This is a genomic window from Bacillus sp. MZGC1 (assembly GCF_002998605.1).
Classification (GTDB): Bacteria; Bacillota; Bacilli; order Bacillales; family Bacillaceae; genus Bacillus.
On record NZ_PVRE01000005.1, the window covers coordinates 18,190 to 38,216 of the forward strand.

Annotated in this window: 26 protein-coding genes; 10 read left to right on the top strand and 16 right to left on the bottom strand. The window is 41.8% G+C overall.

The features are described from left to right. Window positions 1-8 precede the first annotated feature (8 nt). Together rsoA and C6Y06_RS15210 are read right to left on the bottom strand one after the other, a co-directional pair. Window positions 9-230 carry a sigma-O factor regulator RsoA gene (rsoA, locus tag C6Y06_RS15205; protein ID WP_034620885.1) on the bottom strand — a complete coding sequence of 74 codons (222 nt, stop codon included), beginning with the start codon at window positions 228-230 and terminating at the stop codon, window positions 9-11. Continuing rightward, on the bottom strand, window positions 178-780 hold the full coding sequence (locus tag C6Y06_RS15210) for a sigma-70 family RNA polymerase sigma factor (RefSeq protein WP_106037158.1): 603 nt from the start codon (window positions 778-780) through the stop codon (window positions 178-180). The genes rsoA and C6Y06_RS15210 overlap by 53 nt, the downstream gene beginning before the upstream one ends. Window positions 781-946: 166 nt before the next feature. On the opposite strand from C6Y06_RS15210, the gene C6Y06_RS15215 reads away from it, so the two are divergent. The 3 genes from C6Y06_RS15215 (at window position 947) to C6Y06_RS15225 (ending at window position 2,859) form a co-directional block, all read left to right on the top strand. Next, on the top strand, window positions 947-1,111 hold the full coding sequence (locus C6Y06_RS15215; RefSeq protein ID WP_106037159.1) for a YvrJ family protein: 165 nt from the start codon (window positions 947-949) through the stop codon (window positions 1,109-1,111). 94 nt (window positions 1,112-1,205) lie between these two features. Continuing rightward, window positions 1,206-2,369, top strand: coding sequence for an oxalate decarboxylase family bicupin (locus C6Y06_RS15220; protein WP_106037160.1), 1,164 nt, complete (start codon window positions 1,206-1,208; stop codon window positions 2,367-2,369). A gap of 67 nt (window positions 2,370-2,436) precedes the next feature. Next, window positions 2,437-2,859, top strand: a complete 423-nt coding sequence (locus tag C6Y06_RS15225; RefSeq protein WP_060595810.1) for a regulatory YrvL family protein — start codon at window positions 2,437-2,439, stop codon at window positions 2,857-2,859. A gap of 4 nt (window positions 2,860-2,863) precedes the next feature. Here the strand turns inward: C6Y06_RS15225 and C6Y06_RS15230 are convergent, their stop codons facing one another. From C6Y06_RS15230 to C6Y06_RS15245, 4 genes are all read right to left on the bottom strand, one after another. Then, a complete protein-coding gene (locus C6Y06_RS15230; protein WP_106037161.1) occupies window positions 2,864-3,358 on the bottom strand; it encodes a DinB family protein in 495 nt (164 codons plus the stop codon). A 48-nt stretch (window positions 3,359-3,406) separates the two neighbouring features. Next, entirely contained in the window at window positions 3,407-5,998 is a 2,592-nt protein-coding gene (locus tag C6Y06_RS15235; RefSeq protein ID WP_106037162.1) for a YfhO family protein, read from the bottom strand. 87 nt (window positions 5,999-6,085) lie between these two features. Further along, window positions 6,086-7,069: a glycosyltransferase family 2 protein gene (locus C6Y06_RS15240; protein WP_034665005.1), complete on the bottom strand. Its 984-nt coding sequence runs from the start codon at window positions 7,067-7,069 to the stop codon at window positions 6,086-6,088. A gap of 290 nt (window positions 7,070-7,359) precedes the next feature. Further along, a complete protein-coding gene (locus C6Y06_RS15245) occupies window positions 7,360-7,632 on the bottom strand; it encodes a YfhJ family protein (protein ID WP_034665009.1) in 273 nt (90 codons plus the stop codon). Window positions 7,633-7,748: 116 nt separating this feature from the next. Here C6Y06_RS15245 and C6Y06_RS15250 point away from each other — a divergent pair, with 116 nt between their 5' ends. Both C6Y06_RS15250 and C6Y06_RS15255 read left to right on the top strand, forming a co-directional pair. After that, window positions 7,749-7,898, top strand: a complete 150-nt coding sequence (locus tag C6Y06_RS15250; RefSeq protein WP_003217849.1) for a small, acid-soluble spore protein K — start codon at window positions 7,749-7,751, stop codon at window positions 7,896-7,898. Between the two features lie 25 nt (window positions 7,899-7,923). After that, the gene (locus tag C6Y06_RS15255) at window positions 7,924-8,097 is read left to right on the top strand and encodes a YpzG family protein (protein WP_003217811.1); all 174 of its coding nucleotides are present in this window, start codon (window positions 7,924-7,926) and stop codon (window positions 8,095-8,097) included. 132 nt (window positions 8,098-8,229) lie between these two features. Here C6Y06_RS15255 and C6Y06_RS15260 read toward each other — a convergent pair whose 3' ends face one another. Then, window positions 8,230-8,544, bottom strand: a complete 315-nt coding sequence (locus tag C6Y06_RS15260) for a YfhH family protein (RefSeq protein ID WP_060595807.1) — start codon at window positions 8,542-8,544, stop codon at window positions 8,230-8,232. A gap of 3 nt (window positions 8,545-8,547) precedes the next feature. Beyond that, window positions 8,548-9,339 (bottom strand): recombination regulator RecX, encoded by a 792-nt coding sequence (recX, locus tag C6Y06_RS15265; protein ID WP_106037163.1) that lies wholly within the window; start codon window positions 9,337-9,339, stop codon window positions 8,548-8,550. Window positions 9,340-9,433: 94 nt separating this feature from the next. Here recX and C6Y06_RS15270 point away from each other — a divergent pair, with 94 nt between their 5' ends. From C6Y06_RS15270 to C6Y06_RS15280, 3 genes are all read left to right on the top strand, one after another. Next, on the top strand, window positions 9,434-10,330 hold the full coding sequence (locus tag C6Y06_RS15270) for a TIGR01777 family oxidoreductase (RefSeq protein ID WP_106037164.1): 897 nt from the start codon (window positions 9,434-9,436) through the stop codon (window positions 10,328-10,330). A 52-nt stretch (window positions 10,331-10,382) separates the two neighbouring features. Beyond that, the gene (locus tag C6Y06_RS15275; RefSeq protein ID WP_017358836.1) at window positions 10,383-10,493 is read left to right on the top strand and encodes a YfhE family protein; all 111 of its coding nucleotides are present in this window, start codon (window positions 10,383-10,385) and stop codon (window positions 10,491-10,493) included. Window positions 10,494-10,554: 61 nt separating this feature from the next. Then, window positions 10,555-10,710, top strand: a complete 156-nt coding sequence (locus tag C6Y06_RS15280; protein ID WP_034665021.1) for a YfhD family protein — start codon at window positions 10,555-10,557, stop codon at window positions 10,708-10,710. 39 nt (window positions 10,711-10,749) lie between these two features. On the opposite strand, the gene C6Y06_RS15285 is transcribed toward C6Y06_RS15280, so the two are convergent. Further along, on the bottom strand, window positions 10,750-11,337 hold the full coding sequence (locus C6Y06_RS15285; RefSeq protein WP_223251463.1) for a nitroreductase family protein: 588 nt from the start codon (window positions 11,335-11,337) through the stop codon (window positions 10,750-10,752). 273 nt (window positions 11,338-11,610) lie between these two features. Here C6Y06_RS15285 and C6Y06_RS15290 point away from each other — a divergent pair, with 273 nt between their 5' ends. Then, a complete protein-coding gene (locus C6Y06_RS15290) occupies window positions 11,611-12,867 on the top strand; it encodes a transcriptional regulator (RefSeq protein ID WP_034665024.1) in 1,257 nt (418 codons plus the stop codon). A 36-nt stretch (window positions 12,868-12,903) separates the two neighbouring features. Here the strand turns inward: C6Y06_RS15290 and C6Y06_RS15295 are convergent, their stop codons facing one another. The 3 genes from C6Y06_RS15295 to mprF all read right to left on the bottom strand — a co-directional run bounded on the left by C6Y06_RS15295 (window position 12,904) and on the right by mprF (window position 16,918). After that, window positions 12,904-13,371 carry a thiol-disulfide oxidoreductase DCC family protein gene (locus C6Y06_RS15295; RefSeq protein ID WP_034665027.1) on the bottom strand — a complete coding sequence of 156 codons (468 nt, stop codon included), beginning with the start codon at window positions 13,369-13,371 and terminating at the stop codon, window positions 12,904-12,906. Between the two features lie 336 nt (window positions 13,372-13,707). Next, window positions 13,708-14,256 (bottom strand): thioredoxin family protein, encoded by a 549-nt coding sequence (locus C6Y06_RS15300; RefSeq protein ID WP_106037166.1) that lies wholly within the window; start codon window positions 14,254-14,256, stop codon window positions 13,708-13,710. Window positions 14,257-14,347: 91 nt separating this feature from the next. Next, entirely contained in the window at window positions 14,348-16,918 is a 2,571-nt protein-coding gene (mprF, locus tag C6Y06_RS15305; protein WP_034665032.1) for a bifunctional lysylphosphatidylglycerol flippase/synthetase MprF, read from the bottom strand. Between the two features lie 168 nt (window positions 16,919-17,086). Here mprF and C6Y06_RS15310 point away from each other — a divergent pair, with 168 nt between their 5' ends. Next, on the top strand, window positions 17,087-17,566 hold the full coding sequence (locus C6Y06_RS15310; RefSeq protein ID WP_003217817.1) for a MarR family transcriptional regulator: 480 nt from the start codon (window positions 17,087-17,089) through the stop codon (window positions 17,564-17,566). A 22-nt stretch (window positions 17,567-17,588) separates the two neighbouring features. Here the strand turns inward: C6Y06_RS15310 and C6Y06_RS15315 are convergent, their stop codons facing one another. From C6Y06_RS15315 to C6Y06_RS15330, 4 genes are all read right to left on the bottom strand, one after another. Continuing rightward, entirely contained in the window at window positions 17,589-17,879 is a 291-nt protein-coding gene (locus tag C6Y06_RS15315) for a hypothetical protein (protein ID WP_106037167.1), read from the bottom strand. Between the two features lie 12 nt (window positions 17,880-17,891). After that, window positions 17,892-18,419 (bottom strand): YfiT family bacillithiol transferase, encoded by a 528-nt coding sequence (locus tag C6Y06_RS15320; RefSeq protein ID WP_106037168.1) that lies wholly within the window; start codon window positions 18,417-18,419, stop codon window positions 17,892-17,894. Between the two features lie 15 nt (window positions 18,420-18,434). Next, a complete protein-coding gene (locus C6Y06_RS15325; RefSeq protein ID WP_106037169.1) occupies window positions 18,435-19,442 on the bottom strand; it encodes a zinc-binding alcohol dehydrogenase family protein in 1,008 nt (335 codons plus the stop codon). 78 nt (window positions 19,443-19,520) lie between these two features. Continuing rightward, window positions 19,521-20,024, bottom strand: coding sequence for a hypothetical protein (locus tag C6Y06_RS15330; protein WP_106037170.1), 504 nt, complete (start codon window positions 20,022-20,024; stop codon window positions 19,521-19,523). Window positions 20,025-20,027 lie beyond the last annotated feature (3 nt).

The following is a 20,027-nucleotide window of genomic DNA, read 5'->3' on the forward strand; positions in this document are numbered from 1 at the left end:
TAACTATCTTACAACTTCGTCATATATTCCACAATAAACTCCCAAAAGCCAGGTCCCTCTTGGTAAATCAGCCAGTCTACTTTTTCGATGAGTTTGATATAGAGTTCTTGTTCGAGGTCTTCTCTTTCTTGATATGCCGTGTTTTGTAGTTTCTTTTTGATCATGGGTGTGAAGGTTTCAATGAGTTCTTCCATTTCCCCATTGGTCATTTTTTCTTCGTTCACGGACATCTCCCCCTGTTTCTTCTTTTAGTTTGTTGAGCGCTTTTTTGTGTATGTTTGAGATATTTTGTCTCGTTTCGCCTAGCCGGTCGGCTATTTCTTTCATTGTTTGACCTTCAACATAAATATGGGTTAAGACCATTTTTTGTTTGTCTGTGAGCTGCTGGTAGGCCTTGTACATTGTTTTGTCTTGCAGGTGCTCCCCTAAGTCTTGTTGGTTAAAGAGCACAGCTTCATACGTATCTGTTTGAACAGGGTCTTTCACTTCTTGATGATCAGGATGATCGAGTATGAGCGGAAAACGCTGCTGCTTTTTTTTGACTCGTTTATCAAAGTCGACTGAAAAGATGCGGATCATTGTGGAAATATACTTAATGATGCGGATTTTTTGATAAAACTGCTTGAACTCGGAATCTAACTTTTTCGCATTCTCTTCGTTCGGTTCTTCCATGACTTTCCTGAGAAGCTGCTGGTTTTTAGGATTGCTTAAAAATTGCTGAATGAGCGGGTGATCAATGATTTCCTTCCATTTTGCTTTCAATAACAGCCGATAATCCATGTGCATCCTCCCCTTTGTTCCCTCTACTTGCATTAAGTGGACAAAAGTTAAAAAAAGTAAACTTTATGAAACGGGTCTAATGGATCATTTTCTCCTCCTCTGCTTTCCTTTTTCTTCTTTCAGACCACCTATATAGAAGACGAGCATCCGCTGGGAGGTGAGACAAATGGAGAACTTTTTTTCGGAGGAGTGGCTGAAGCAGCTCGGTCAGGCTGGCTTCCCTGCCATTTTGACGATTTACTTGCTGACACGCTTTGAACGAAAGTTTGATGAATTAAGCAAGCTCATCCAACAATTGGTCGCTGTTCAAAAAAATGATGAATCAGATTGACATCTTCTTGATTCGTTTCACCTTATGAAAACGAGGGCGAAATGAAAGGCCTTTTGTCACCTCACACAATACGATGTTGAAAGGGGATTTTATCATGAGTGAAAAGCAAAATGGTGTACCGCAGCCGATTCGAGGAGAAAAAGGAGCAACGGTCAAAATTCCACGTAATCTCGAGCGAGACAGACAAAACCCAGATATGCTCACACCGCCGGAAACAGATCATGGAACGGTCTCCAACATGAAATATTCTTTTTCTGATACACACAATCGCTTAGAAAAAGGCGGCTACGCCCGCGAGGTAACGGTACGTGAACTGCCGATCTCTAAAAGCCTTGCCTCTGTCAATATGCGGCTAAAGCCTGGTGCGATTCGTGAGCTGCACTGGCATAAGGAAGCGGAATGGGCATACATGATTTATGGGGAAGCCCGGATTACATCAGTTGATGCAGAGGGGCGAAATTTTACAGAGGATGTGACCGAGGGTGATTTGTGGTACTTCCCTTCAGGCTTGCCGCACTCTATTCAAGCACTTGAGCCGGGAGCTGAATTCTTGCTTGTGTTTGATGATGGGTCATTCTCAGAAAATAGTACGTTCCAAGTAACGGATTGGCTTGCCCATACGCCAGAGGAAGTCGTGCTCAAGAACTTCGGTATGACAAAGGAGCAGTTTGACAAGCTGCCAGAGAAAGAAAAGTATATTTTCCAAAAAGGAATTCCTGGTTCCCTTGAATGTGACAAGGTGAAAACAGAGCAAGGAGAGGTCCCGAATTCCTTTAAATATGAGCTGTTAAAACAAGAGCCGATTACGTCAAGCGGTGGACAAGTGTGGATTGCGGATTCTACCAATTTTAAAGCATCTAAAACAATTGCCTCTGCTCTTGTGAAAGTCGATCCAGGCGCCATTCGTGAGCTGCACTGGCATCCAAATACGGATGAATGGCAATATTTCATTTCTGGAAAGGCACGAATGACCGTATTTGCTTCTGATGGACATGCGAGAACCTTCAACTATCAGGCGGGAGACGTTGGATATGTGCCATTTGCAATGGGGCATTATGTAGAGAATACAGGCGACGAACCGCTTTATTTCTTAGAAATCTTTAAGAGCGACCATTATGCAGACATTTCACTCAATCAGTGGCTTGCGGTCACACCGAAACAGCTTGTTCTTGATCATTTAGATCAAGGTGAAGAATTCTTGAAATTGCTTGATACTGAAAAACACCCTGTCATCGCTGCACCTAAAAAAGAGGATTAATTCCACCTTCCTGCAAAAAGGCTGTCCTTTTTGCAGGTATCTTCATGTAAAGGAGTGTTGTTTATCCATGCAGCAATCTGTTCACGCTTTATGGCAAGGGGTGAAGTGGCTGATGGCGATATCGGTTGTCTGTTACATATTTTTGTTGTTTTGTGTGCTGTTCTTTCATTTGACGGGTGCTTTTTATCAATCAATTTTATCGCTACTACTGTTTATGGGCATCTATGTTGTACTCGGGATCTCTTTTGAACATCTGGAGCACGTGCTCATGCAGTTTGTTCGAAAGTGCCGGTCTAAAAAACGATCCATCGTTTTCTATGCCATTTTATTTCACCTTTTGTTTATTTGGGGTGCTGTTTATTTATCAGACGAATTGGTTGACGGCATTTGGCTGTCTACTTCTGAGGAAATTCTTTTTGCCCTTAGTCTTTGGTTGTTTCATTTTTTGTTTGATTATGCGACGTTTCCGTTTGAGAAAGAAGCTTCATGACTCTCTATCGTCTTTCTGGAGAAAGCGCTTCTTTGATCTGCTTCATATGATGGATGTCGTGATCAATCAGTCCTTGAAAATAACTTGATAACGTCAGCTCGGATTGACCGATCAAAAAGGATGTATTCCAGCGAGATGCTTCGATTTTCTTCATTTCTTGAAGCAATTCTGTTCTGACAGCAATAAATCGTCCAATCGTCTCGCTTCTCTCTTCGTGTCTCGCCCTTTCGGCTGACTGTCGATTCATTTCATGCACATCAGGTGCCTGCGGTAACGCTTGATTGTTCCAAAATTCCTTTAGACGATCGTGTAAAATAAATTCATCCCATGGAACGAAATGTGCGATGATCTCAGCAATGCTCCACTTTCCATCAGCAATGGCTCTGCGCCATTCTTCGTCTGTTATTTCCGCTAGTGACTGTACCCATTCAAGGGTGTGTTCATAATGATCAGTAATGGATTCTTTGTTTAACGTCAAATGGTTTTCCCCCATTCTCATGCTTTTATGTTGATTGTATCAATTTTGAGAAAGATAAAAAAACACCACTTATGATGAAAAGTGGTGTTTCTTGTGTTTTCTCCGTGCATAGAGGATCGCACCAATCAAACTGATCAATGAAATCAATGCGAGAATTCTGATATAAGGCGGATAGTAGGTTAGCACAATCTCGTTTTTTCCTTTTTCTATTGGAAAACCAATAAAAGTGTAGTTGGCTTTTTCAATATCGGTTTGGTGTCCGTTCACCGTGAGCTCCCAGCCTTTTTCATATGGAACAGGCAGAATCATATAATTATCGCCGAGCTTGTTATCATATGAAATCGTAAAGCGGTTATTTTTAAGCTTTACTTTTTGGCTGCCATCATCCTGTTTTTCTTTTTCATATGCTTTTTCTAGGACGCGGTAAGGTTCTTGATACAGCTTCATTTGATTGAGCTCATATGTCCCTTTTGGTACTCGAATGGAGAGGATCTTTTCCGCAGGGACTCGAATCGTCACTTCATTTACGCCTGTTTTGTAGATGGATGTATTGCTTTTTCGTGAGGTGACGTAGTCGTCAACGGATAACTGAAACCCTGCGTTACGGTCGGTCCGCTTCACATAAAAGCTCACATACACATCCCCAGCGCGAGCGATGTCATCTGGCAGTGTGATATTCAGACCGCCCATTTCCCCGTATACATCAAGCACACCGTGTTCGTATACAGCTTGTTCCGTATGGATATTCGTATCTTTGACGCGATTTGCTGCGCGCTCGATTTCAGCGTTGCCTTTCTTGTCTAAAATGACGCCTTGCAGCATCGCATGCTCTTTATCAAGTGCTGAGGCATTCTTTAAGGATTGTTCTGAATAAACGGTGCTTGTTGTTCTTGCAAATGGCAGCGGCCGAGTATTTTCATATACCTCATAATGCTCACTTTTCAAAATTGGCTTAAAATAAGCTGGTGGTGAGTAAGGCATCATGTTGTTTCTCATATAATACTTTCCGTAGGTCAGGCTGTATAAATTCGCCCTGTCCCCCATTGTTGCATAACGACTGACACTTTCCCGTCCCATATCGATTTGCAGGTCAATCCAGTAGAAATTGAGCAAATGCTGATTCAATATACTTGAATACGCACTCATGCCTTGAAAGCCTTCAAATAACGGGGTGTTGTTGCGCACGCCGTTCATCCAATCAATCCGGGCAAGCGGATCTTTTGAGTGGCTTTGAATCTGCTGAATGAGCTTCATTTGCTCATGTCCAGCATATGCCTCACTATTCAGATACGTATCTGATACGCTCTTTATATTGCTTCTTTCAGATAAGTAGCCCTGCTGATACACGCCTGCTGTCAGTAGGCTAATGGCAATAAGTACAGCTGAAAAGAGACGAAGGTGCTGACGTTTTTCCGCATGCATCCATAGGAAGAACAAGCTGATGACAAGCAGTCCTATGCCTGTATACACAACGACATCCATGTTTCCCTTTGCTCGTTCTGAAAGAGCGACTGCGAGAAGGAACACGATCCACGCGCCTAAGACCGCACGCTTTTTCCACTTCCACTCGATTTGTGAGAAATGCTTGATCGTGATGGCAACGACCGCTCCAACTGTAAAGGCAAGAATATATTCAAACCTGTACTGCGGTGCTGAAAAACCATTAAACACGCTCGCCATCTTTGGGCTAAAGTGAAAAGCAATGAGCAGCATACTGATGGATGTGAACATGAAAAACCATCTGTTTCGGTAAAGCGGAACGAGGAACATACAACTCAGAAAAATCACAGGTAATAAATACACTCTGCTTGCAAACAGCAGATGATCATGCAGCTCGAACCAAGGAATGGCCTGTTCATACGGTGGTCTTACATTATTGAGAAAGCCATAAACAGACGGGATAAAAAAAGCGGCACTGATCCCAAAGGATAACAGCGTAGAGATCGCAAGCGTCCAGAACACCTTCCACCCGCGCTCCTCACTTCGCAGCTTGATCATATATCTGAAGACAAGATAGATCGCTAAAAAGATAAAATGAATATAAGCAAAGTAAAAGTTGTTGATGAGCATCAGGCTGCAAGCCAAAATAAACCAAGCCGGCTTACCCGTTTTGAATATCCGTTCAACCCCAAGCACAAGCAGCGGAAGCCACATCATGCTGTCGGTAAAAAACTCCCAAAATGTTTGATGCCGAAAATACACAATAGACAGTCCGTAAATTGCGGCACCTGTCAATGCACTTAGTCTATTTTGAACCATTGAAAGAAGCACACGGTAAGCGATGATTAGAATGAGCGTCAGCTTGATCACGCTCAGCCAAATCACGGCATTTGCCCAGAAATGAATGTCCGTTGACTGTATGAGATGAAGCGCATTCATCATCCAGACGACAGCGACTGTCACCATAAAGACCGTCGACGTTGTGAAATAATACCCTAATTGCGTGTATGTACCGCCGCCTAGACCGAATTGATAGGAATAAAAGAAATTCCCTTTGACATATTCGTCGTAAAGCAGCTTTTTAAATGGGAGCATTTGCGAGATGCCGTCCCCATCTCCTGTCATGTACCGGCCTTGCGTATATTCATATAAGAAAAAGGAGTGTCCTAATAAAGCAAGAATGAGGCACATTCCAATGATTATCCATCTACGTTTCATCATCTAAATCCTTTCCACAAAAGATCCACTGTTCTTTGAAACAAAACAACCCAGCAAGCGATTCGTGCTTGCCGGTTATTTGACTCCACGTTATTTAAATAACTGTGTTAACACTCGGTCTTGTTCCTTTGAGCTTGTCTCTTGCTGCATGACATTTGATTCTTGGATCAAATAATGCGGCCTCTTTTTCGTTTCATAATAAATACGGCCAATATATTCTCCAATCACACCTAGACTCAAAAGCTGGACACCTCCGAGGAAAAGCACAGCCGATATTAAAGTGAAATAACCCGGTACCATCACGCCCGTTCTGACAATTTGAATAAAGGTGGCCACGATGTAAATCAAAGAGAGGAATAAGATCAGTATGCCAGTATAAAAACAAATACGCAGCGGGCGGTTGTTAAAAGAAATGACGCCATCTATGCCATAGTTAAATAACTTCTTCAGTGACCATTTTGTATCACCATGCTGTCTTTCTACATTTTCATAATAGATGACCTTTTCTTCAAACCCAATCCAGCAAAAAAGCCCTTTTGAAAAACGATTTCCCTCTTTCAGCTGAAGCAATGCATCGATTGCTTGGCGTGAAATTAAACGGAAATCCCCGACGCCATCACGCAAGTCCACTTCTACTACCTTGTTCATCACTTTATAGTACATGGATGCTAAGTAAGAGCGAAGCTTGCTGTCTCCTTTACGGTTCCGTTTGGCAATGACTTGATGATAGCCTTCTTCATACCCTCTGACAAAATCCTGAATCAAATACGTTGGGTGCTGCAGGTCGGCGTCCATGATGATCGCAGCTACTCCCTTCGCATATTCAAGTCCTGCCAGAATAGCGGCTTCCTTCCCAAAGTTACGCGAGAAGGAAATGTATTTGACCTTTGCACTTTTGCGAGAGAGCTCTCTCATGTATTGAAGTGTGTTGTCCTTGCTTCCATCATTCACAAAGATGATTTCAAAGTTATAATGAAAATCGCGAAACTCTTCCTCGAGTGCCTCAAAGATTCGTCTGATGTTTTCACCTTCATTGTAAGAAGGAATTATAACAGAGAGCAATTCTCGTTCCATATCGCACCTTCTCTTCACTTTTTTCACATAGTCTGTTATGTTCATTATTCCTTTTTTGTCAGAAAACGAAACCCTTTTTTATTATCCATAAATTACATGTCTCTTTAATCGTTCCATTATATCAAAGTTTTATTTCCAGTGATTTTCAGTAAGATGAATTTAATGTAATTTTAAGTTTAACCATTGTAAAAAGCCTGTAATTTCGATCACAGACTGGGTATTGTATCATAAAATTGTTTGCTTATTTATATATTTTCCTATTTATTGAAAAAGATGAGCGGGCACTTCTTTTAATGAAGCAGCCCTTTGTTCTGCCCTTGCAGATGCTCGTTTGCCTTTGATTGTTTATTTTGAAATAAATGCAGCTGTGCACCGTAGCTCTCAATCCATTCTTGGACAATCCGTTCTGTTGTTTCCTGTCCTTTATACTTGCGGCCAGCCTTTGCATAGGTCGTTTCAAAATCACTCCAAAGCAGCTCTACCCATGTACGTGCTTCTTCATATGTCAGCATATTGTTTTTTTCCATGAGTTGTTCTGTTAGTCGCTCAAAGTATTGTTCCATGTCGGTTCCTCCTTCATCTAGCAGAAAGTGCCTTTTTAAAAAAACCTCTTTTTTCATATACTACCCTTACGTCTTCAAAAGACGCAAATGATTTGTATTGTTTGGAGGGAATCGATATGCGTAATAAAGCAAAAGGCTTTCCAAATCAAGTGAATCACAAATTTGAAGGCGAACCAGGCGCCACAGATGCTTATGCGTCTAAAAGGCCGAATGGTGAGACGAATACACGTCCACAGGAACGTATGAGGGCATCAGGGAAACGCTAATTTTTCCAAAGGGAGTGCTTGAGATATGAGTTCAAATGGGAAATCGTATATGGAAGACTTTGTTCAATTAAGGACAACCGCTTACCCTCAACCATGGGCGAATGCAAAGCATTCTGCCTCTCAGGTCAACGGAGAAACGCAGCAAACGCAGCACGACATCGTACTTCAGAACAACGTCCGTAAACAGCGTTCGAAGTAAAGAAAAGGACTGATCTCTAGGATCAGTCCTTTGTCTTCTTTTCAGCGTGATAGAAAACCTTTGCAGCCCTAGGAAGGACGAGCACCGGCGTACAGACCTGACACCGAATGCGAGGGTTTGCCTACAGCTGGATCAGTCCTTTTTCGTAAGCATTGAAATCGGCAGGGCATCTTCCTTATTTGGAGCCGATACTCTGTATCCCCACGCAAATACGCCATTTAAATATTCCACGTAAAATTGCTCGTCTGTATCTTTGATTTGATAAGTCGTTTTGGTTTGAATGAGGGCGGGATCTAATAAGTAGGCTTTGGCCATATCGATTTTCCGTTCTAAGACGGCATATTCATTGACAATGCCAAGCTGCTCAGCCTTTCGTGCTTTTTCAGAAAGAGAGGCAATTTCCTGCTTCAATTCGTATTCCGTCATCTCACTATAACGTTTTTCCATCTGTCATTCCCCTTTGTCTAAAACGTGATCAATTGTATCGAGATCAAAGCCTTTTCTGAATAAAAACTGCTTCACTTTCATCTTCTTTTCAAATGATCCGTCATATCCTACCTTGCGTTTTGCCTTCTCCAGCATATAGAGGAGGGCTTCTTCTTCCTTTTCCTCTTCTTGTCCATCATAGGCTTCTTGAAGGGCTTTATCAATGATCCCAAACGAAAATCCCTTTCGCTGAAGCTGAAGCTTGATGCGCTGCTCGATCTCTTTTGCAGAACGATTCTTTTCTTTTCTCACAAGCTTGAGAACCTGATTGACGGCTTCCTCCAGCTGTAAGTCATCAGGATATTGCGATAGCGCTTGTTCAATGGTGTCATCGTCTATGCCTTTAAGCTTTAACTCTTTTTTCAGGACGGACGGCCCTTTGCTGTTCGTTTTACGGTGGGTACTTACATAGGCTTCCGCAAATTCAAGATCATTTACATACTTGTAATGCTTTAATTTGTGTATAATTTCACTAATAGCAGGCGCTGGAATTTCTTTTTTCGTCAAATAATCGGTCACTTCTTTCACCGATCTCATTCGGTAGGATAAATAATCGACGGCCTGCTGAAATCCTTTTTTCACAGCATCACCGAATTGAATTTCAATGATATCTGCTTCGTCCAGCTCTTTCCCTTTTTTCAAATCGTGCTGGACGAGCACATCTAGATCAACGCTAAAGGCGTACTTTTCATCAAGAAAGATGTTCACCCGCTCCGTATTGTTTTTCTGAGCGGAGATTTTTGTAATATAGGGCATCCTGTGATCACTCCTTTTTTAAAACAATCAGGATGTTTCTTCTGATTCAAAATCGTGAAAAATATAGGTATGTATATGAGAGGAGAGATGTCAATTGAATATCGCCATCACCGGAGGAACCGGTTTTATCGGCCAGCACGTCACTAAAGTGCTCGCTGCTGAAGGACATCATCTATATATTTTAACAAGAAATCCAAAGGAATCCGAACAAAATCATTTACACTATGTGCAGTGGCTGACAGAAGGTGCTGCGCCTGAGCATGAACTGCCTGCCATTGATGTCTGGATTAACCTTGCTGGAAAATCCATTTTCACCCGCTGGACAGACAAGGCAAAAGAAGGCATCCTCTCTAGCCGTATTCAATCCACACAAGAAGTGAGACGCATTATAGAAGCGCAGGAATCGAAACCATCTGTGCTCATTCAAGCTAGTGCTGTCGGAATTTATGGCATGTCTCAAACAGGAGATTTTACGGAGGAATCACCTCCTGCGGATACTGATTTCTTAAGCCATACCTCAAAGCGTTGGGAAGCTGAGGGGCAAAAGATTGAAGCACTTGGCATTCGTACCGTCTACACACGCTTTGGTGTCGTGTTAGGAGAAAATGGTACACTGCCACTGATGACTCTGCCATATAAGCTGTTTGCCGGCGGGACGATCGGCTCTGGTTCGCAATGGGTTTCATGGGTTCATGTCGAAGATGTGGCACACCTTATTGCTTATGCGATACACCATGACGACATCTCAGGTCCACTCAATGTCACATCACCGAATCCTGTGCAAATGAAGCAGCTCGGACAAACGATTGCGTCTGCCCTTCACCGCCCCCACTGGCTGAAGGTCCCATCCTTTGTCATTCAAACGGCACTTGGCGAAATGTCATTACTTGTTTTAGAAGGCCAGCGTGCGCTGCCGAAAAAGGCATTGCTTTCTTCTTATGACTTTTTGCATCCTGAATTAAAAGAAACCATTTTGCATTCAGAGGAATAAATTTTGTCAAAAACACCCATCCTATTAGAAATGAGATGAGGGGGCAATTTTGATGAAGAAAAAAGAACACCAGCCAACTTCAAAGCTGAAGAAAACCCAGGAAGTCCTGTATCAGCAGGAATTCAAAAAAGCGGAAAGAGCAGCAGAAAAAAGAAACAAATAAGATGGATATTCCACTCCAACAAGCACATAACTAAAGTGATCTTGTAAAGGAGGGAAAGGCTTTGAAAAAAGACCAACACCAAAAATCCAATCATGAGCTTGCAGCACAAGAGACGGATGGCGAATATGTTGAATTTTCCAAAGAACTTGCAGATCCGAATGACGTAAAAGCAATGGCACGTATGAAAGCAGCCGACCAGCGCGCCAAAAAACAATAAGTAAAAAAGCAGACCCTTTAGTAGCGGTCTGCTTTTCTTTTATTGAATTTCAGTTAAAAGACTTGATGCTTTCTGACGTGATTTTACCTCAGGCACCTCTTCTGGATAACCAATGTGAAGGATCGCAGCAAAACGCTCGTTTTCCTTTAAGCCCATGTCTTGTTGAAAGCCTTTGTCATATAAAATGCGGCCGCTCTTCCAGACCATACCGATCCCTTTATCCCACGCAAGCAGCTGGAAGTTTTGAATAAGCGCACTCACGGCGGCAAAATCATCATTTCTCACCACAGGGTTCTCGTCTTCTTTTAGCACGACAAGTAAAAGCGCTGGGACCTTAGAAAAGTAATCTCTATATTGATTGATCTTTTCTTCCTTTGCATCTGGGTTGTTGCGCTGAAAGAACGCAATGAAGCGATCAACAAAAGTTGCTTTGGCCTCATCCGTCACCGCATATAGAAAGCGCCATGGCTCCGTGATTTTATGGTTCGGTGCATAGACTGCATCCTCTAATAACGGCTGAAGCTGCTCAATGGTCACCGGCGTCTCTTTGAATTTTCGAATGGATCGTCTATATCTGACAGCGTCTCGAATCGTTAACGCTTCTGTTTGTTGTTTGATTTCTGGCATATCTGTCATCCTTTCAATCAATCTTAATTGAAATTGATTCTCATTCACATTATAAACATCATTTAGGGTAATTTGCAAATGGTGTTTCCCTTCCTGTCTGCTAAAAAGTTGTTTGACTTTTTCAAGTAATGTTACAATCATATTACGTTTTAAACAAATTTTGATAAAAAAACCAGGATGATGAAATGGTTTCAGGTATTCCCATTTTGTCTGATTCGGTTATTTTGTCAAAAGGCTTTCAACCCATGATTGGAAGGGAGGCTTCTGGATGGAATGAAAATCAATATCGGACAAATCATCAAGCTCTACCGTTATAAACAAAATATGACCCAATCTGAATTGGCAGAAGGAATTTGTTCTGTCTCTCATTTAAGTAAAATCGAAAATGGCTCAAAGGAGGCCAATCAAGATACCATCAATTTACTGCTTGAACGGCTGGGCATCAGTCAAGAAACGCTGTCACAAAAGGCGCGTCACCTGCTGTCACTCTTGGATGAGTTTCAAATGAATATGTATTTCTATGCACTCGATCAAGCTGAACAAAATGCAGAAATGATCATTCAGCACGAAGAACAGTTCTTTTCGCTGGATTTAGGCATTCAGTATCATCTGTCCTTATTTCAATTTTATTTATTAACGGACAAACAGCCGCTTGCCTTAAAAACACACCGCGTGCTTAAAAAGTTTGAAAAAACCTTTATTGAAACAGAAAAAGAAATTTTCGAATATTTAGATGGCATTCATCTAATAAAAAATGGTCAGCTTGAAGAAGGCTTAAAAAAACTTGAGAGCTGCTTTTCTTACGCGTCTGTTGAACAAAGTGACCTATATTATCACTATGCAAAAGCACTCGGAAATATGGGACATCTTGGTGATGCGCTTGAAGCGACACATCAAGCGATGGATTTATATAGACAAAAGAACAATTTCAAGCGGATTATTCACTGTACACTCATTCATGGCGTGATCTCACTGGAACTAAAAGCCTTTCAAACGGCGAAGAAATATTTAAAAGAAGTGATTATGCACACGTCCCTTCACCCTGATGCCTATATTAAAATGACGGCTTATTTTTATTATGGGGTGCTCTTAAAACGTGAAGGCGATTTCTCTTCAGCTGTGCCTTATTTACTAGATTCACTCAACTACTTTAATCAAGAACAGATAGAAGACCGTTACTGTGAAACATTGTATGAAATTGCGACATTATATGCTGAATACGACCGCAAAAAGGCACTTCCCTACATACACGAGCTCTTAAAACAGCCTCGTATTCAGCCAAATTGTTTATATATGATCAAAATCTATAAATTGATGATTGAGGAAAACCCTCTTGATTTGAAAACCTATTTGATCGAAGCAGCCCTTCCTTACTTTAAACAAAATGAGCTGCACAGTGAGTACTTGTTTGCTCTTAGAACCTTGCTTTCCTATGCGGCTTCTGAGCTTGACGAACGTGCATATATGTCCTATACGAGAACGCTGCTTGATCACTTAGCATCATATGTTCCCTATTACAAAAAAGCATGACCTTCTGCCGATCGAAGGTCATGCTTTTCCTATTCATTAAATGGTCTTCTGTTGATCTGTACCAGGACGAGTGACTTGTTTGACAGAATGAATGTACCGTTTTCTCGCAAAATAATCATACGCATGCTGTCCAAAGCCTAACCAAATGCTAAGCACGATGAATGGGATCGTTCCCCATAATGCAGGGATATTGCAGGCAATTCGCAGCCACGTATAGATCCCCGAATTTTTTTGGTTTTTGGCTAAGGAAATAGACACGATTCGTTTTTCTGCCTTCTCTTCACTTATTTTGTTCAGCTTGAGCAGTTGCGAATGCCTAAAGGATTCAAAATGAATACGGTTCTTCCAATCGAGAGCTTTCAACAAGTCAATCGCTTTTGCACATGAAGGACTTTGCCCGTCATAAAACACAAGCAGCCTAAGTGATTTGATGGAACGCTGTTCTCTTTTTTTCGATTCAGCGAGCTTCTTTTTTTCTTGATCGAGATAAATGATTTTTTTCATAGATTGATCGCCAGCCCTTTTCCGTCATTTGTTTTTTAGTTCGTTCAAAGGAGATTACAACTAGATTACTATAGTTGCTGGGCCTCTTGTATTGGGAAAAAGCAAACCAACGTGCGTTATATGAGCCTTTAGATAAGGGCAAAATTGAGGTTTTCATGGCACATATGAGGTTTTTCAACTAAAAATGGTTGGGAAAATCGTGATGCTTTGCGGTTTTCTGCGGTTTTTTGTAGAATTCTGCGGTTTTTCTACATCTTTATGCGGTGTTTTGTAGGTGAGACGCAAAAACAAGATAAAAAAAGACTACTTCCCGTTGCGGCGAAGTAGTCTTTTGGTTTATATTTTTTCCAAAACTTCTACTATTTCTTTCTCAATATCTTTCCATAAGTAACGATCTGTCGTATAGTGATGTGCGGCTTCTTTCGCAAATACTTGAAAAGCTTCTTCAAAATCAGATGCATCCTTGTCTGGTTTTTTCTCATCAACAAAGCGCTGTGCTTCTGTTGAGCGTGGCCCCCATTTTCCTACTTCATTCCCGTCCTGATCAATGATCACGATAATCGGAATCGATCTTGCGGTCCCGTTCGTTAAATACTGATCCATCAGGTCTAGATGCTCGTCCCGAATGAAATAGCGCGCATCAATGAGTGCTTCACTCGCGATACGCATGAAAATTGGTACATTGACCATCGCATCCCCGCACCAATCCGCTGTGATAACAAGCGCTCTGAGCTTTTTCTTTTGCAGCTTTTGAAGCAGCTCTTTTTCTTTTTGATGAATTGCGTACTGATTGTACACCGTGAGCAGATTTTCTCGGTTTTTCTCCATGTTGTGTACATATGTACGTTCAGTTAATCCCTTTGTAAACCATTCATTTAATGTCATATTTACATCCCCCTTACCCTTCAACTTTACCACTTTTGCTATTCTTTTGTCTAAAAAAACCTTCACCTAGTGAAAGGTAAAGGTTTTGGATCTATGGACGCCGGTTGCGATTTGGGTCCATCCCAATCAGCTTGGTGACAAGCACCATTGTGACAGGTAATGATGTATTCTTTTTATACGCTAAATATTTTCCGCGCCACTCGGGTTTATATTTCTGTTTAAACGACCTTAATCCGCTGAAGCTGTACATAAATCTGACGTTGTTGAAAATGACACTCGCCAAACGCTCCGTGAGGAAGGACTGATGAAACGTCCCTACATTTGATAAAGGCGCCATTCCCATGTTAAAGGATTTGTAGCCTTTTTCTTTCGCCCATTGAAAAAGGTGGATAAACAGCGCATCCATCATCCCGTTCGGTGCATCATGCATATGACGCATTAAGTCGATGGAAATCTCGCCTTCTTGATACATCGGCATTAGTGACACAAAAGAAATGATCTCCCCTTGTTCATCCTTCAGAATCGCAACCGGTGCTTTTTGAAGATAATCTTCTTGAAAATAGCCGAGCGAAAATCCTTTTTCTTTTTTCTTTCCGAGCCAGCTGTCAGAAATCTGTTTTAAGGTTGAAATGAACTCATCTGAAAAAGGCGGTTCCAGCATTTCAAACGTATAGCCTTCTCGTTCAAACTTATTGGCCACAGCCCGTAAATTTGATTTTTTCTTACCGGAGAGAGAGAACGTTTCTAAATCGACCATGGCTTCTTCTCCAAGCTTAAAGAAATGAAAGCCTAAGTCATGATAAAGCGCCATCCCTTCCCGTTCTACTTGATAAAAAGCGACACGATAGCCTGCTTTTTCGGTCTGCTGTAAAAACTCCTCAAGCACAAGTGGATAGGACGCTTTACGTCCAGAGGGATCTCCGAGCACAATGACGCAGCGGCCAATTCGTCCAAATTGAAGCATCGCCTCTCCATCACTTGAGAAAAATAATTTTTTATCGCCTAAAAAGCCAAGATGACTGAGGGCATTTCCGCCCTTTTCCTCTAAAAACGTTTTTAATTTTTCCTCATCTGCTATTTCTCCAATAGGAAATGCTTTTTTATTAAAAATCAATTTACTAATGAAAAAGAAAAGTGGTACACCGATGAGAGCAATCATGCTCGTCATCGTGATATGCCGTTCATTATGCACCAGGTAATCCTTACTCAAGAAATGCCCAATTTTTGTCCAAATAAAGTTGCCGATGACATTATAGTTAAACAGCACGAGTAAATATCCAGCGGCGGCCGCCACAAACTGATACAACGAATAAGGGGCCTGCTGCTTCACAAATTGATTTCGAAGAGAGAAAAATACAGCCATGATGACTGGCAGAATAAAGATGAGACTCAGGTTAAATCCTTTTAACAAAGTAAACACAAAGCCGCCTGCTAGGGCGATCATCGTCAGCACGTACGATCTTTTTGTTCGTTTATACACTTCAATGGACAATATCATCAGAATGATTCCGAACATTAGAGAAAGACCATTAAATCCTGATAACAGAAAGCGTGGAATGCTGGTAATCACGCCTAATCGATCGACAGGAAGCACAACAGACGCCATGATGAGCAAGCCGCTTCCGAAGGTTAAAATTGATAATGATCCGTACAATAAACGGATTAATAAAGCACGGTGCAACACAATTAAGACGTTCGTTGTTTCTATGGCAGGTGCCATTCTCGGATTGCCTTCAAGACGTCTAAGCGTCGTTCCCGTTAAATCGTAAGCAGCTAGACAAAGCCCAAGGATAAACGGGAAAATCGAGTACACGAAGCGGTACAAAACGAGCGCCGTCAGCACCATCTCTTTATCAAACCCAATGTACTGCATGCTGAGTAAAAAGATGAGATCAAACGAACCAAATCCGCCCGGAACCATACTGATTAAACCGCCGATTGACGCAATCGCAAATACGCCTAATACAATCCGGACATCGACATTCATCCCCATAGAGACGACAGCCATGTACATGACAAGACCAGCTGCCAGCCATTCTAAAAACGATGCACCGATATAAGCGTAAATTGGATGCTTCAGTCCATTTTCACCGCTCTCAATCGAGCTTTTTCGAATTGATGCCATGATGATATATATCGGTACAATACAGGCAAAGATGATAACAAAGGCCCATAGCCACGGCTCTTGGCTGATAATACTTTCAACAGGAAGCACCCTCACCAAGATCAGATCACTGAAAATAGATAAGCCCAAAAGGACCGAGGAAGTCAAAAGGGCAATGCCTTTCAGCAGTTTTTTCGTATCGGTTATGTACTCCTTGTATAGAAGCGTTCTAAGCCCTGCTCCTGATAGACCGCCGAACCCAAGGACACTGTTAAAGGAGTTCGCAATCCAAGAAATGCGAATCGTTTTCCAGCCGCTGATGGGCATATTAAGGCTTCTTCGTAAAATAAAATCATATAAGGACATCGATAACACTGCGACAAGTCCAAGAAAGACAAGAATAAACAAGTCCATTCGATTCAAGCTGTCAATAATATAAAACGTCTTTTTAATGGAAAGGCCGCTCAGCTCCTGCTTGGCGACAAAAATTAAGACAAGGATGATCACGATCGGAAAAAGCATTTTTAAGATCGTCATACCCGTTTTTTTGTTCCACATGTTTTCCCCAACTTTCTAGGTTGCTTCATTTATTTAGACTGAACATTATTATACAACAAATACCACTTGATTCATGCAGTTTAACATTCAAAAGCTTGACGAACCTTTCAATTAGAAGTAAAAATCAGTAGTATAGAGAAAAGAGCCGCTTAAAGGAAGTGAACAAGCGTGGAATATAATATTCATGACACCACTGTATTAAAAGAAGAGATTCTATCTCCAGAGGAAAAAAAGACATGGGTGCTTTATATGAAAGTACTCACAGCTGCAGGTCTTGGAGATGTTTCAGAATGGATGAAGCTCGATATGAGTATGCCTCAAATGAAGGTGCTCATGCTGCTCAATAACCATGGCTCTCTCAAAGTATCCGAAATCGCTGAAAAAATGGGCGCTTCTCTATCCAATATGACAGGTCTGCTTGACCGGTTAGAACAGTCTCACTTTGTCGAGCGAAAACACTCTGAGCGTGACCGGAGAATCATTGTCGTAGAACTAACGGAGGAAGCGAAAAATATTTTCAGAAGCATTTATCAAAAAGGACACGAAAAAATCAAAAATTCCCTGCAACGGCTCAATGACGAGGAAAAAGAAAAAGTCAACGAAGGTCTAGCTATTTTAGAAAAAGCACTGCGTCCTGAACGCGGCTAAACATGAAAAGGAAAAAAGACGGTCACTTGAGGTCCGTCTTTTTTATTTCTTCTTCTACTTGTTTATCTGAGAGGATAAACGTTTTTTGAATAACTCCCCTGTCATCCCATAAAAGATAGGCTAAACCGATGATGAGAAAAAGGATGCTGATCCACGTACCGCCAGGCAGCACCTCTTCAAGAAGTTGGAATTTATTTACATCCTCAGCGAAACTCGTTCCAGAATAGTGAATCTCGAAAAGTACGTATTTCGCTAGATAAAACAATGCCGCCATGCAAATAAACATGGCGCCGACAATTCTTCTACCAGACATGTGATGACTCCTTTAATTCCAGTGATTTTTTTTCATTAATTCCGTGATATGGGCAAGGTGATGCTTTGAATGCCAGACGTACATTCCTGTTGCATCATATAAGGACACCGTTTGTTGATCGGCTGGGTGATAATAGGACGCAGTGAAGTCTTCCTCTGACATCCCTCGAAGTAATGTAACCCACCTGCGATGCAGACTGCTGATTAAGGGCAGTGATAGGCTGATGGGCGCTTTGGTGTCTGGAAGCTCGGCAAATCCCGTCTGATCATATGGACGTATGTGCGGTGTTTCTTCTGTGAGTGCAAGCTTGAATCGTAAGTATGCATTCAGATGACTGTCTGCTACGTGATGAATGAGCTGACGGACGGTCCATCCTCCAGGCCGATAGGGTGTATCCAGCTGACCATCTGTCAACTGATAGGTCACCGCTTCATACTCTTGTGGAATCGCAGCCAACTGATCAATCCATGCCTCAAGCTGTTCTTTCGTTTTTTCTTCAACCGGTTCATATAAGCCAATCGGATATTGTAATGACGTCATACGCTCTCCCCTCTCTTAAAATCCTTCCAGCACAAATTTACCAATCATTTTTCCTTGCTCAAGCGTTTGATGTGCCTGTTTCAAATGAGCAGCATTGATCGGACTGAGAACCTTTGTTAAGGTATGCGTTAATGTTCCCTGTTCAAATAACTCAGCTACCTCTGTTAAAAGCTCATGCTGTTTGATCATGTCCGCTGTTTTGTACATAGGGCGTGTGAACATGAACTCCCATACAAATGCAGCACTTTTATTTTTGAGTAATTGAATGTCTAGGTTGTGCTGGTTCTCGACAATGGTACAGATCGTGCCTTGGGGTTTTATGGCTTCTGCCATGCCTTTGAAATGTCCATCTGTGTCATTTAAGCATAAAATAAAATCCACTTCGCCTATTCCTTTTTCCTGAAGCTGCACGAGAAGCGGCTCATGATGATCAATGATATGATCGGCACCTAATGACAGACACCACTCTTTTGTTTCAGGTCTTGATGCGGTGGCGATCACAGTGGCATTCGCTAATTTGGCTAGTTGAATGGCGATAGAACCTACCCCGCCTGCACCACCGATGATTAGCAGTGTTGCCCCTTCTGCATTTCGCTTCATATGCATCCGGTCAAATAACGCTTCATATGCCGTAATGGTCGTCAGAGGCATCGCGGCTGCTTCTGCAAAGGAGAGATTGGCAGGCTTTTTCGCCACAATCCGTTCATCCACAAGCTGATACTCACTATTTGAGCCTTGACGCGTGATATCTCCCGCATAGTATACGTGGTCACCTGGCTGAAATAATGTACACGCTTCACCGACTTCAACAACCGTGCCGCTTGCATCGTAGCCAAGAATTTTCAGTTTTTCTTCCTTCTGATCCTTCGGTGACCTCACCTTTGTATCAACTGGATTCACTGAGACTGCCTCTACCTTCACCAGTATATCCCTGCCCATTGCTTTAGGCTTTTCTACTTCCTGATCCATCAGGCTTTGCTCATGCTCAATCGGTAAGTACTCCAATAGTCCAACGGCTTTCACTCGCTCGCACTCCCTTTCTCCATGCTTCTTTTCCACATTTTATCATAATTTTCTGATGTTTTTGGATAGGTTGCACATTTAGGATCTCTTCAAAGCCTTTCGCTCCCTCGCTATATAAGAAGGACGTGCCTTTTGCAATGAAGGAACATAGGAGAACCAGCTTTTGGATTTAAAGAATAGCTGGACGTAATAAAACTGAATGTGCTGTAGGAAAAAAATCATCAATAGAAAAACAGCTAGTGAAAGAGTTTGGAGATCAGCCGCTCCCTGCATCCATTCAGTGATAAAGAAAACAACAAAACCGATCATGATCAGCTGTTCCAGCCTTTGCATGAGCTGAGTAAAGACATGTCCTCGTTTCGATAGATCACCAGACTGGTGCTTCCTGATCTTTCTCGATTTGTAAAACCAAATGATACATTCTACTAAGTTATGAGTCATAAAAAGAGCGATGAGGGCGATCAATAAAGGTGATGGGGTATAAAGGACTTGTGCAGCAAACGGAAATACTAAAAAATAACATGCAATACATGCGTGTCTGACTGATAAGAGAAATAGTTCTTTTTCTATGTATGATTTCATCTG

What these genes read in the sequence shown, in the direction of transcription:
- rsoA (WP_034620885.1), bottom strand. Translation starts at nt 230, where the DNA reads ATGTCCGTGAACGAAGAAAAAATGACCAATGGGGAAATGGAAGAACTC.
- C6Y06_RS15210 (WP_106037158.1), bottom strand. Translation starts at nt 780, where the DNA reads ATGGATTATCGGCTGTTATTGAAAGCAAAATGGAAGGAAATCATTGAT.
- C6Y06_RS15215 (WP_106037159.1), top strand. Translation starts at nt 947, where the DNA reads ATGGAGAACTTTTTTTCGGAGGAGTGGCTGAAGCAGCTCGGTCAGGCT.
- C6Y06_RS15220 (WP_106037160.1), top strand. Translation starts at nt 1,206, where the DNA reads ATGAGTGAAAAGCAAAATGGTGTACCGCAGCCGATTCGAGGAGAAAAA.
- C6Y06_RS15225 (WP_060595810.1), top strand. Translation starts at nt 2,437, where the DNA reads ATGCAGCAATCTGTTCACGCTTTATGGCAAGGGGTGAAGTGGCTGATG.
- C6Y06_RS15230 (WP_106037161.1), bottom strand. Translation starts at nt 3,358, where the DNA reads ATGAGAATGGGGGAAAACCATTTGACGTTAAACAAAGAATCCATTACT.
- C6Y06_RS15235 (WP_106037162.1), bottom strand. Translation starts at nt 5,998, where the DNA reads ATGATGAAACGTAGATGGATAATCATTGGAATGTGCCTCATTCTTGCT.
- C6Y06_RS15240 (WP_034665005.1), bottom strand. Translation starts at nt 7,069, where the DNA reads ATGGAACGAGAATTGCTCTCTGTTATAATTCCTTCTTACAATGAAGGT.
- C6Y06_RS15245 (WP_034665009.1), bottom strand. Translation starts at nt 7,632, where the DNA reads ATGGAACAATACTTTGAGCGACTAACAGAACAACTCATGGAAAAAAAC.
- C6Y06_RS15250 (WP_003217849.1), top strand. Translation starts at nt 7,749, where the DNA reads ATGCGTAATAAAGCAAAAGGCTTTCCAAATCAAGTGAATCACAAATTT.
- C6Y06_RS15255 (WP_003217811.1), top strand. Translation starts at nt 7,924, where the DNA reads ATGAGTTCAAATGGGAAATCGTATATGGAAGACTTTGTTCAATTAAGG.
- C6Y06_RS15260 (WP_060595807.1), bottom strand. Translation starts at nt 8,544, where the DNA reads ATGGAAAAACGTTATAGTGAGATGACGGAATACGAATTGAAGCAGGAA.
- recX (WP_106037163.1), bottom strand. Translation starts at nt 9,339, where the DNA reads ATGCCCTATATTACAAAAATCTCCGCTCAGAAAAACAATACGGAGCGG.
- C6Y06_RS15275 (WP_017358836.1), top strand. Translation starts at nt 10,383, where the DNA reads ATGAAGAAAAAAGAACACCAGCCAACTTCAAAGCTGAAGAAAACCCAG.
- C6Y06_RS15285 (WP_223251463.1), bottom strand. Translation starts at nt 11,337, where the DNA reads ATGCCAGAAATCAAACAACAAACAGAAGCGTTAACGATTCGAGACGCT.
- C6Y06_RS15290 (WP_034665024.1), top strand. Translation starts at nt 11,611, where the DNA reads ATGAAAATCAATATCGGACAAATCATCAAGCTCTACCGTTATAAACAA.
- C6Y06_RS15295 (WP_034665027.1), bottom strand. Translation starts at nt 13,371, where the DNA reads ATGAAAAAAATCATTTATCTCGATCAAGAAAAAAAGAAGCTCGCTGAA.
- C6Y06_RS15300 (WP_106037166.1), bottom strand. Translation starts at nt 14,256, where the DNA reads ATGACATTAAATGAATGGTTTACAAAGGGATTAACTGAACGTACATAT.
- mprF (WP_034665032.1), bottom strand. Translation starts at nt 16,918, where the DNA reads ATGTGGAACAAAAAAACGGGTATGACGATCTTAAAAATGCTTTTTCCG.
- C6Y06_RS15315 (WP_106037167.1), bottom strand. Translation starts at nt 17,879, where the DNA reads ATGTCTGGTAGAAGAATTGTCGGCGCCATGTTTATTTGCATGGCGGCA.
- C6Y06_RS15320 (WP_106037168.1), bottom strand. Translation starts at nt 18,419, where the DNA reads ATGACGTCATTACAATATCCGATTGGCTTATATGAACCGGTTGAAGAA.
- C6Y06_RS15330 (WP_106037170.1), bottom strand. Translation starts at nt 20,024, where the DNA reads ATGAAATCATACATAGAAAAAGAACTATTTCTCTTATCAGTCAGACAC.